This window comes from Streptomyces roseus, from assembly GCF_001044425.1.
Lineage (GTDB): Bacteria > Actinomycetota > Actinomycetes > Streptomycetales > Streptomycetaceae > Streptomyces > Streptomyces roseus.
The window spans coordinates 16872-27718 of record NZ_LFML01000157.1 but is presented as its reverse complement, the minus strand read 5'-3'; the positions used below and the strand labels follow the sequence as shown (position 1 = coordinate 27718).

General features: G+C 72.1%; 9 protein-coding genes. 5 read left to right on the top strand and 4 right to left on the bottom strand.

Translation table 11 applies throughout. The features are described from left to right. Positions 1-24: 24 nt before the first annotated feature. Positions 25-375: a hypothetical protein gene (locus tag ACS04_RS32085; protein ID WP_048480376.1), complete on the bottom strand. Its 351-nt coding sequence runs from the start codon at positions 373-375 to the stop codon at positions 25-27. A 606-nt stretch (positions 376-981) separates the two neighbouring features. Between ACS04_RS32085 and ACS04_RS32080 the strand changes: the two genes are divergently transcribed. Further along, a complete protein-coding gene (locus ACS04_RS32080) occupies positions 982-1221 on the top strand; it encodes a hypothetical protein (RefSeq protein ID WP_245236650.1) in 240 nt (79 codons plus the stop codon). A 480-nt stretch (positions 1222-1701) separates the two neighbouring features. On the opposite strand, the gene ACS04_RS40565 is transcribed toward ACS04_RS32080, so the two are convergent. Beyond that, positions 1702-2082, bottom strand: coding sequence for a Mu transposase domain-containing protein (locus tag ACS04_RS40565; protein WP_425337867.1), 381 nt, complete (start codon positions 2080-2082; stop codon positions 1702-1704). 293 nt (positions 2083-2375) lie between these two features. Next, positions 2376-2504 carry a hypothetical protein gene (locus ACS04_RS40215; protein WP_280921044.1) on the bottom strand — a complete coding sequence of 43 codons (129 nt, stop codon included), beginning with the start codon at positions 2502-2504 and terminating at the stop codon, positions 2376-2378. 179 nt (positions 2505-2683) lie between these two features. Here ACS04_RS40215 and ACS04_RS32070 point away from each other — a divergent pair, with 179 nt between their 5' ends. Beyond that, positions 2684-5446, top strand: coding sequence for an ATP-binding protein (locus tag ACS04_RS32070; protein WP_053081071.1), 2763 nt, complete (start codon positions 2684-2686; stop codon positions 5444-5446). 195 nt (positions 5447-5641) lie between these two features. Here the strand turns inward: ACS04_RS32070 and ACS04_RS32065 are convergent, their stop codons facing one another. Beyond that, entirely contained in the window at positions 5642-6649 is a 1008-nt protein-coding gene (locus tag ACS04_RS32065) for a DPP IV N-terminal domain-containing protein (protein WP_158977738.1), read from the bottom strand. Between the two features lie 470 nt (positions 6650-7119). Here ACS04_RS32065 and ACS04_RS32060 point away from each other — a divergent pair, with 470 nt between their 5' ends. From ACS04_RS32060 to ACS04_RS32050, 3 genes are read left to right on the top strand one after another with little or no spacing between them, the layout of a single operon-like run. After that, positions 7120-7677 carry a (2Fe-2S)-binding protein gene (locus ACS04_RS32060; protein WP_048480374.1) on the top strand — a complete coding sequence of 186 codons (558 nt, stop codon included), beginning with the start codon at positions 7120-7122 and terminating at the stop codon, positions 7675-7677. Next, complete coding sequence (locus ACS04_RS32055; protein ID WP_048480373.1) at positions 7674-8666, top strand: FAD binding domain-containing protein; 993 nt, start codon at positions 7674-7676, stop codon at positions 8664-8666. Before ACS04_RS32060 ends, ACS04_RS32055 begins: the two co-directional genes overlap by 4 nt. Before the next feature lie 53 nt (positions 8667-8719). Beyond that, positions 8720-10825 carry a xanthine dehydrogenase family protein molybdopterin-binding subunit gene (locus ACS04_RS32050; protein WP_048480372.1) on the top strand — a complete coding sequence of 702 codons (2106 nt, stop codon included), beginning with the start codon at positions 8720-8722 and terminating at the stop codon, positions 10823-10825. The last annotated feature ends 22 nt before the right edge of the window (positions 10826-10847 follow it).

The following is a 10847-nucleotide window of genomic DNA, read 5'->3' as shown; positions in this document are numbered from 1 at the left end:
CCCCCCCCCCCCCAGAGCCCACGGTCATAGCTGAGGCGTGAGGACCGTCAGGCGCAGCAGGGCGGCCAAGGCCAGGACGGCAGGGATGGCGTACCACCGGCGGCGCAGCCATTCGGCCTTGACGAAGACCCACGTGAGCAAGGCCGCCGCGATGGAGAAGGCGAGTCCGAGGCCGGCCGCGAACTCGGTGTTGCTGACGGCCTGGCTGTCCCAGGGGCCGTCCGGCTCGACCATGTACGCGGTGAGCAGGACATAGCCCGTCACCAGATGCCCGACGACAAGGACAACGGCGCACACGGCCGTACCGACCCGGCTCGCCGTCCGCAGTGGGCGCCCGCGATGGACGTCGGCCGCCGGTTCCGCGCTGCCGCTCACCTCAGGGCCTCCTTCGCCTGGTCCACTTGCCGGTCGAAGCCACGACCATACGCCTGGGCGGCGTCGCTCCCCTAGTACGGGCCGCCGCTGTAGCGGGCGGCGATCTCCTGCATCTGGGCACGCGTCATCTGCTCCGGCGGCACGTCCGCGAAGCCGCTCTCGGTCTTAAGCTGCGCCAGATACTCGGAGGTGATGAAAGCCGAGATGTGATCGCGGCGGTCGTCATCGGAATTGCATCAGCGCTTCGGAGACCACGACATCCGAACGCACCGTAGGCATCGAGTCAACCTTGGGGCCTGCGCCCGGCAACTGGGCGTTCGGGTTGGCCCGTGCCTCCCGCGCTCCGCTCTGGAGCGGTCCGAGACCCCGGAGGAACTACTCCGGCCGGGTCGGGAATCGTCCCCCTTGAACTCCGGGATCTGCCTGTACGCCGCCCTGATGTCGGCGATGTGGGTCTCAGGGCCTCGGACTCGACGCGGAGGACGTCGCCGAAGTGGTTTTTGGTCTGCGATGCATCGATGTTTCCTGGATAAGTTCGTCGACCATGTGAAGGTCCACGACAGGGAAAGGACCGAAGTGACATTCCACGATCATCAGGAACTCGAAGTGACAGTCGTCGCGGTCGCACCCGTGGGATCGAAAGCCGAGGTGGACGGGCATGCGGGTGTATACGGCTTCATCGACCAGGTGAAGCATCCGTCCTGGTGGGAGGCCGACGTGGCTCAGCCCACCGCAGGCGACAAGCTCCACGTATGCGTCCTGGACGCCACCCGTGAGCCGTACCCCCGGTTCAGCGCTCTGCAGGACGACATCGACATCGCCCGACAGCTGCGCAGGGAGACCTGACCGAGACAGCCCCGCCTCGACAGCCCGGTCCGTCGCCGTCTCCTGAGCCACGTCCCGCGCCCGAACCACGGAACGTGGCTTCGCTGAGGGCCGTGGCGCCGGCCCTCGTCGTATCCAGGACCAGCTGGAGCCCGTCCCAGACGACCGCACCGTCAGGGGCAAAAGCGCAGGCCAGCCCGTAGTCTTCGATGTGCTGCGCGATCGCTGACAGGCGGGATACTGCTTCAGTGCTGTTGACATGGATCGCTGAGGTGGCCGATGAGCCATTGCCATTGGAGCCGGCTAACCGGCGGGTTGCCGTTCAACGGCACGTACCCGGTTGCCGACCATCTTGGTCCGGTCGCCGAGGGGTTTCTGGCCGACACCATGCCGGGCGTTGTCGCCTGGTCGGACCTGGGCGACGCGGAGGGCCACTTGGAACAGGCCGTGACGGAGCCTGAGATCACGCCCTTGCGTGTCTGGACCAGGAGCGTTGGAACATCACGCTGAATGCCTTCGCACACCCAGTCGGCTGAGTCGGCGGTGGCTGAGAAGGAGTGCGGCCATGCCGACGAAGGCAAGGAAGTGTTCGGCTGGCAGCGGTGCTGGCGCCCGCGAAGGCGAGTGTGGATGCAGCATGACCTGGGACTTCGTTGCCCGGATCTCACTCCGTTGACGGGGGCGGACCCTGCGGACAGGCACCGAGTAGCGGGTGCCGTCGCAGGCGACTAGGCGATCTTTGCCCGCATGCCGGCGCTGCCGCTCAGCCAGCAGATACAGACTCGGCAGCAGCGGCTGAGAGCCGCATGGTCCCTGGCCGCCCGCTTCGCGATGTCCTCGCGGAGGGGCTTGTGGCTCCGGGCCCGTCGTCGAGGCACCCATGCGCCAGGAAGGCGGCGTCCTTCTCCTCGATCGACGAGAAGGAGCGCCGGACAGGACGTGATCGCGGACGATCAGGACCTGCCTCTCCACATCAGGACCTGCCGCTCGATCCGGCCCTTGCCCTGCGGCCGGTAGGCGGCCAAGACAGCGATGTCGAAGTCGTAGTGGCCGGCGAAGCAGACCGCTTCTGGATGTAGCGGGACTGCCTCGCCGGGCGCGACCTTGAAGGGGCAACGGAGTTGAACGAGCGGTGGGGTGGGGTCCGCCCATCCGCCGCGGCTACCGGGCTGCGTTCACCTGAGGAGCCAGGTGACGACGGCCTCGGCGGCGCCGCTCACGGCGGCCAGCGCGAGGAGTCGCAGGCCGGCGGCGAGCAAGCGGCGGGTACGGGGGGACGGCTTCGGGGTGTCACTGTCGGCCATGACGGTATTCCTTCGCCACGTAGCGGGTCGCCCGGTGCGGCCCGTCTGCGGCGCCAGTACCTCTCTTCCGGGAAGTTTCCGGCGATGTGTGCGAATGCCCTGGGGGCTTGTGCGGCCGTGAAGAGCCTGATGGGCTGACATCTCACCGTTTTTACGGGGAGTTGGGAGGGTGGGGTGGGATGCGGGCGCAACGGTTCTGGGCGGAGCTGGCGGCGGCGTACGAGAGCGCGGGGCGCCCGACGCTCAAGAGGCTGGTGCGCCTCGGAACTCAGCAGACCCCGCCGATAGACATCGGCGCGTCGACTCTCCATGACTGGCTCAAGGGCCGCGTCGTGCCGAGTAGGGACTACGACCGGTACGTGATGGCACTCGTCGGCTTCCTCCAGCAGGAAGCGGCGCGCCTGGGGAGCGGATACGCGCGGCGGCCCGAGGGGCAGTGGCAACAGCTACTGGCGGCGGCCCGCCAAGAACGCGAGGCCGCACGCGGCGGTCGGCCCGCGACGCGGGCCGCCTCGCCGGGCCCGCCACCCGGTCCTGTGACGCTGCCCGCGGACCTGGCGGGATTCACCGGCCGTGCGACCGAGCTGGACTTGATCCGGGACCTGCTGGACCCGGCCGGTGACCCCGGTGGCGGTACGGGCGACGCCGCGGCGGCCGCGGTGGTGGTGTCGGCGGTGGCGGGGATGGGAGGCGTCGGCAAGACGGCCCTGGCTGTGCACGCCGCTCATCAAGCCCGGGCGCGAGGGTGGTTCCCCGGCGGGATCCTCTTCGCCGACGTGCGCGGCTACAGCAACGGGCCGCAGGTGGAGGTGGGCGCGGTCGCGGACCGGTTCCTGCGCGCACTCGGGGTCAAGGTGAAGGATCTGCCAGGCACCGACGAGAAGCTGGATGCCTGGCGCCTTCACCTGAACGCCCTGTCCGCACAGGACCGTCCGCTCCTCGTCGTTCTGGACAACGTTCGCGAACCCGGGCAGATCGCCGCCCTCCTGCCCGCAGCGCCGCACCGGGCCCTGGTCACCTCGCGGCACACCCTGTCCTCGCTGCCCGCCCGCCGCGTCGACCTCTCCCCGCTGAGCCCGGCCGACGCAGTCGACCTTCTGGACCGGACGCTGTGCGACGCTCGCGTGACGGGGCAGCCCGATGATGCACTGCGGCTGGCGCGGCTGTGCGGGCACCTGCCACTGGCGCTGAAGATCATCGGTGCCCTGCTGAAGGACGAGCGCGACCGGTGCCTGGCCGACCAGGCCGACGCGCTGCAGGACGCCCGGGACCGCCTGGACCTGCTCGTCTATGACGGGGACGACGACGAAGGCCGTCCCTTGGCCGTGCGGGCGTCGCTGGAACTGTCCTACCGCCACCTGACCGAGCCGCAGCAGCGTGCACTGCGCCTCCTGGCCGCGGCGCCCGGCCCGGATGTGTCGACCGCCGCGGCCGTCGCCCTGCTCGGCGAGACCGCCACCCATGCCCGGCGTCTCCTGGCCGGCCTTGCCAGGATCCACCTCCTGGAGGCCGCCGCCGCAGGCTCGGAGCGCTGGGCGATGCACGACCTCGTCCGCCTCTTCGCCGACGAACTCGGCCAGAAGGAGGCAGCAGGCGATGACCGGGAGTCGGCGGTGTCGCGCCTGCTCCGTCACTACCTCACCACCGCTCAAGAGGCCGACTCCCACCTGTGGCCCGAGCAGACCAGGCCCGCCTCCGAGACCTTCACCGACCGCGACCAGGCGGTGGCGTGGCTGGACGCCGAGCGGAGCAACCTCGTCGCGGCCGCCCTCGCCGCGCCCGCACACCAGCCGGCCGCCACCGGCCTCGCCCAGGCTCTCGCCACGTACCTCGCCCATTTCGGCCACTTCACCGACTCCATCCGCCTGAGTACCGCGGCCGCCGCCGTCTTCCGCGAGGCCGGCGACCGCTTGGGCGAGGGCGACGCCCTGAACACCCTTGGGGCGGCCCTGATCGCGGTACGCGAACCTGAACGAGCCGTCGACGTCTTCAGGGAGGTCGTCGACATCTGCCGGGATAACGGCGACCGCCACCACGAGGCCATGGCGTTGCACAACCTGGGCAGCGCTCTGATGCGGCTGAAGAGATTCCCCGAAGCGGCCGAGACCATCCACCGCGCCCTTGCCCTCTTCGGCGAGATCGACGATCTCTACGGCCAGGCCCAGGCGATGGGTAGCTTGGCGGCGCTGGCGGTGGAAGCGGGCCGGCCGGAGCACGCCGTGCAGAGCCTCACCGAGATCGTGGCCCTCTTCCGCAAGGTGGGTGACCGCCGCAGCCAGGGCATGGCCCTGAGCAACCTGGGCCTCGCCTTGGCCAGGTTGGACCGGCTGGACGAGGCCGTCACGGCATACAGACGTGCCCTCGCCGCTCTGCGCGACGCCGGCGACCGTCTGGGCGAGGGCACGACGTTGCGCAACCTCGGCTCCGTGCTGGCCCAGTCAGGTCTGGCGGAGGAGGCTGCCAGGACCCTCACCGACGCGGTCGCCGTCTGCCAGGAGATCGACGACCGCCACGGCGAGGCCATGGCGCTCAGCGAGCTCGGCCTGCTCCGGCGCCAGGAGCAGAGGTTCCCCGAGGCCGTCGACCACTTCACCGCCGCCGCCGCCCTCTTCGGGGCGACGGGCGACCGCCACCACGAGGCCTCGGCGCTGAACAACCTTGGCGGCGTCCTCGTCGCAACAGGCAGGCCGGCGGACGCCATCACCGTCGGAAGGCGGGAGCTACGGATTTGTCGCGAGCTCGGTGACGGCGAGGGCGAGGGCATCGTGCTGAAGAACCTCGGGCGCACGCTGTCCGAGCTCGGCCACTTCAGTGAGGCCGCCGACCACCTCACCGATGCCGCCTCGGTCTTCCGCGAGCTCGGTGACCCAGGCCGCGCAGCTGAGGCGCTGCTGCACGCGGTCGTGGCGCGGGCCCGCGCCACGGGAGGACTGCCTGACTGATCCCGTGCGGGGCGGCGCGTGTGGGGGGCACGGCCACGAGCGCGGAGCATGCGCGCCCGGGCGCATCGGGCCGATAATCGTGTTGGCCGACAGGCGCGAGCCTGCGGCAAAGGAACTGCGCGAGCGAGGGGTGGAACTGCGCCCAGTGGGCGATGGGACCGGCCCGGTCGGGGTGCCGGCCTCGCGGACCGGCTTTCAGGGGCGCCAGTCAGCCTCCACGTCATGGGAGTCGGTCTTGGTGAGCTGGGTCAGCGCGGTGCCGTCTGCCCGTACCACGTAGAGGTGTTCGGGGTCGGTGTCGTCGGTACCGCCCCTGGTGAAGACCAGTCTGCTGCCGTCCGGGGACCAGGAGGGGTTCTTGTCGTTGAAAAGCGCCCCGGTGATGCTGTGGAGTCCGGTGCCGTCCGGGCGGACGAGGTAGAGGTGGGCGAAGCCGGAGGAGTCCACGCGGCTGAAGGCGATCCGGTCGCCGTGCGACCAGTCGGGCGTCCAGTCGTGGGAGCTGGGCCCGGTGACCGCCGTCTGGGCCAGGGTGGACAGCCGGATCTTGATCACTCTGCTGTGTCCGCCCGCGTCTGCGCGGTTGAACGCGAGGTATTTGCCGTCCGGGGACCACGTCGGGTGGAGGTCGTCAGCGGCGGTGTGGGTGAGTCGGGTGGCGGGTGCGCCGTCGATGTCGGCCACGTAGATCTCGCGCTGGGTGCCGACCGGCTTGGCGTAGGCGATCCGCTTGCCGTCCGGGGACCATGCCGGGTCGGAGGCGCCCTTGGTGCCGGGGACGGCCTTCAGGTCGCTGCCCGTGGTGTTCATCGTCCAGATGCCGTCGACGGCGCCACCGGATCCGTAGCGGACGAAGGCCACCCGCTTGCCGTCCGGGGACCAACTCGGCATCACGTCACTGACGGTGGAGGTGTGGGTGATCTTGACGGTCGTGCCGCCACCGGGGGAGATCGCGTAGAGGTCTTCCGTGGGCGCTGCCGCGGTGTAGCGGGCGAAGACGATCGAATTGCCGCCCGCCGCCCCCGCCGCCCCCGCGTCGCCTGCGGCACCGAGGGTCACGGGTACGGCCATGGCCATCGCCGCGGCGGTCACGACCGCCCAGCGGCGCCGCGTCGTGCCGTTGACGCCGGCCCCGCCGCTTCCCTCAGTCCTTCCGCCGGTTCGTCCGCTGCCGTTGCCGTTGCGGTGTCGCTGACGCGTCAAGGTGTCCACTCCATCCCTCCCCGCGGCCTGCCGCGGGCCGCTCCCGCCCGTCAACATCCCACCGCCGGGGCCAGGGGTGAAGCAGCGGAACCCGGCAGTACGAGCCCTGTGACATGTTCCGTACATCGCTGTCACATGCCAAGCCGGCGGCGGTCACCCTGGACCAGCACCGCCGTACGGACACCGTCCGGAGCGACACGACGACCACCACCGTCCCCGTGGACCGGGCCACCCTGACCCTGGAAGGCCTTCGGGCACGACCGGCCAACTCCGAGATCGCCACCGTCTACGGCGTCCCCGGCACCAGCACATACCCGCCGTTGCACCGGGAGCCGGCCTCGTCCGGCCGTAGGGGGCGCCGGCGCGCACCCGCTTGTCCCACACGGAGGTGTGAGATCCGCCCCGGCCGGTTATTCCGAGGGGGGATACATCGAGATTCATGGACAAAGGGGCCCACAGTGGCGCATCCAATGCCGGAGACCCGCTCCCGCGTCGGGCTGCATGTCAACGGCGGCAGGCACGAGCTCGACGTGGACCATCGGGTCACCCTCCTGGACCTGCTGCGCGAGCACCTCGGCCTGACCGGCGCCAAGAAGGGCTGTGACCACGGCCAGTGCGGGGCCTGCACCGTGCTGGTCGACGGCCGGCGCGCCAACAGCTGCCTGCTGCTCGCCGTCGCCCACGACGGGGCGCGGGTCACCACCGTGGAGGGACTGGGCGGCGACGGAACGGGCGGCCTGCATCCGCTGCAGGAGGCCTTCATGGAACGGGACGCCTTCCAGTGCGGCTACTGCACGCCCGGCCAGCTCTGCTCCGCCGCCGGTCTGCTGGCCGAGGCGGCCGCCGACCCGGGGGCCGCGGACCTCAGCCGCTCGGGGATCGCCGAGGCCATGAGCGGCAACCTGTGCCGCTGCGGCGCGTACCCCCGCATCGTGGACGCCGTACAGGACGTGGCCGCGATGTCGCGGGCCGATGCGCCGGTCCGAGCCCGGGCGCAGGCTCCCGGTGACGGGCGGGTGGGCGCGTGAAGCCGTTCGCGTACGTACGCGCCACCGGGCTCCCCGAGGCGATCGCCGCCCACGGCGCGCGGCCCGGCTCCCGCTACCTCGGCGGCGGCACCAACCTCGTGGACCTCATGAAGCTCGGCGTCGAGGCCCCCGACACCCTCGTCGACCTCACCGGCCTGCCCCTCGACTCCGTCGAGGAGACCGCGGACGGCGGTCTGCGGATCGGGGCCGGGGTGCGGAACACCGATCTCGCGCTCCATCCCCTCGTCCGCACCCGCTACCCCGCCCTGTCCCAGGCGCTCCTGGCCGGTGCCTCGACCCAGTTGCGCAACGTCGCCACCACCGGCGGCAACCTGCTCCAGCGCACCCGCTGCCCCTACTTCCAGGATGTGGCCAAGCCCTGCAACAAGCGGGAGCCCGGCACCGGCTGCGGCGCCCGCGACGGAGTCCACCGGGACCACGCCGTTCTCGGCCACTCCCCGCAGTGCATCGCCACGCACCCGTCCGACATGGCCGTGGCCCTCGTCGCGCTCGACGCGGGCGTCGAACTCCAGGGTCCCGACGGCGCCCGTACGGTGCCCGCGACCGCCTTCCACCGGCTGCCGGGCGACCACCCCGAACGGGACACCGTCATCGAGCCCGGCGAAATCATCACGGCGGTCACGCTCCCGCCGGAGCGCGCAGGCTTCCCGTCGCGCTACCGCAAGGCCCGCGACCGCGCCTCGTACTCCTTCGCGCTGGCCTCCGTCGCCGCCGTGCTCGACGTCTCCGGGGGGCGCGTGCGCCATGTCGCGCTCGCGTTCGGCGGGCTCGCCCACCGTCCCTGGCGCGCCACGGCCGCCGAGGAACGGCTGCTGGGCGCCGCCCCCACCGAGGGCGCCGTACGGGAAGCGGTCGAGGCCGAGCTCGACTCGGCGGAGCCGCTGCGCGACAACGCCTTCAAGGTTCCCCTCGCCCGCAACCTCGCCTGCGACGTGCTCAACTCCCTCTCCGGCAGTCCCCGCTCCTGAAACACCCCTCAGCCCCTCAGCCCCTCCGCCCTCCCCCGATCGCGAGGACCGCCATGGACTCCACCCCCGCCGCCCCCGCGCCCTCCCTCGGCAGCCCCACCACCCGCCTGGAGGGCCGGGAGAAGGTCACGGGGAGAGCCCGCTACGCGGCCGAGTACGCCCTGCCGGACCGGGCGTACGCGTGGCCGGTGCCCGCCACCGTGCCCCGCGGACGCGTCACCGCCGTCGACACCGCCGGCGCGCTCGCGCTGCCCGGCGTCCTCGCCGTCCTCACTCCCTCCGACGCGCCCAGGCTGGGCGCATGCGACGACCCCACCCTCCGCGTGCTCCAGGACCCCGAAGTGCCCCACCGCGGCTGGTACGTGGCCCTGGCCGTCGCCGAGACCCCGGAGGCCGCCCGGGCCGCCGCCGCGGCCGTCCGCGTCCGCTACGCCGACGAGCCCCACGACGGCGTGCTGCACACCGACCACCCGGCCGCCTACACCCCCGAACAGGCCAACGGCGGCTATCCGGCGCACCGTGAGAAGGGCGACGCGGCCGCCGCGTTCGCCGCCGCCCCGGTACGCGTGGACTGCGCGTACGCCGTACCGCCACTGCACAACCACCCCATGGAGCCGCACGCCGCCACCGCCCACTGGGACGCCGACTCCGGCACCCTCACCGTGTACGACTCCAGCCAGGGGTCCGGATTGGTGCGCTCCACGCTGGCGGACCTCTTCGACCTGCCCGCGGACCGCGTCACGGTGGTCTCCGAGCACGTCGGTGGCGCCTTCGGCTGCAAGGGCACCCCGCGCCCGCACGTCGTCCTCGCCGTGATGGCCGCACGGCACACCGGCCGCCCCGTCACCCTCGCGCTGCCCCGGCGCCACCTCGCGGCCGTCGTCGGTCACCGCGCGCCGACCCTGCACCGCGTGCGCCTCGGCGCCCGTACGGACGGCACGCTCACCGCGCTCGCCCACGAGGTCACCACCCACACCTCGCGCGTGCGGGAGTTCGTCGAACAGGCCGCCGTCCCGGCCCGCGTCATGTACGCCGCGCCCGACCTTCTCACCACGCACCGCGTCGTGCCCCTCGACGTGCCCACTCCCTCCTGGATGCGGGCGCCCGGCGAGTGCCCCGGCATGTACGCCCTGGAGTCGGCCATGGACGAGCTGGCCTGCGCCCTCGGCATCGACCCGGTCGAGCTGCGCGTCCGCAACGAGCCCGACGCGGAACCCGACAGCGGCCACCCGTTCAGCAGCCGCCACCTCGTGGAGTGCCTGCGCGAGGGGGCCGCCCGCTTCGACTGGGCCGCGCACCGCACGCCGCGCCGGGACGGGCCGCTGCTCATCGGCACCGGGGTCGCGTCCGCCACGTACCCGGTGTACGTCGCACCCTCCGCGGCGCGGGCGCACGCCCTCCCCGACGGTACGTACCTCGTGCAGACCAACGCCACCGACCTCGGGACCGGTGCCCGCACCGTCCTGGCCAAGATCGCCGCCGACGCGCTGGGGGTCGCCCTGGACCGGGTGACGGTGGAGATCGGGCACTCCGCGCTGCCGCAAGGGGCGGTGGCCGGCGGATCGACCGGGACGGCCTCTTGGGGCTGGGCGGTCCACGACGCCTGCACGAGCCTGCTCGCCCTGCTCGCCCGCCGCTCAGGCCCGATCCCGGAGGCCGGGGTGTCCGTCCCCGCCGATACGACGGCATCCGCGAAGCAGAAGTCCCCGTACGCCAGGCACGCGTTCGGCGCGCACTTCGCGGAGGTGCAGGCCGACACCGTCACGGGCGAGGTCCGGGTCCGCAGACTCCTGGGCGTCTTCGCCGCGGGCCGCATCCTCAACCCGCTCACCGCCCGCTCCCAGTTCGTCGGCGGGATGGTCATGGGCCTGGGCATGGCCCTGACCGAACACAGCACCGTGGACCCGGTTTTCGGGGGCTTCGTCGAGAACGACCTCGCCTCCTACCACGTTCCCGCCCACGCCGACGTGCCCGACATCGAGGTGCACTGGCTGGACGAGCACGACAAGCACCTCAATCCGGTGGGCGGCAAGGGCATCGGCGAGATCGGCATCGTCGGCACGGCGGCGGCCATCGGCAACGCCTTCCACCACGCGACCGGGCGCCGGATCCGCGAACTCCCGCTGACCCCGGACCGCGTCCTGGCGGCCCTCGGCTGAGGAGGACCGGCCGTCCGCAGCG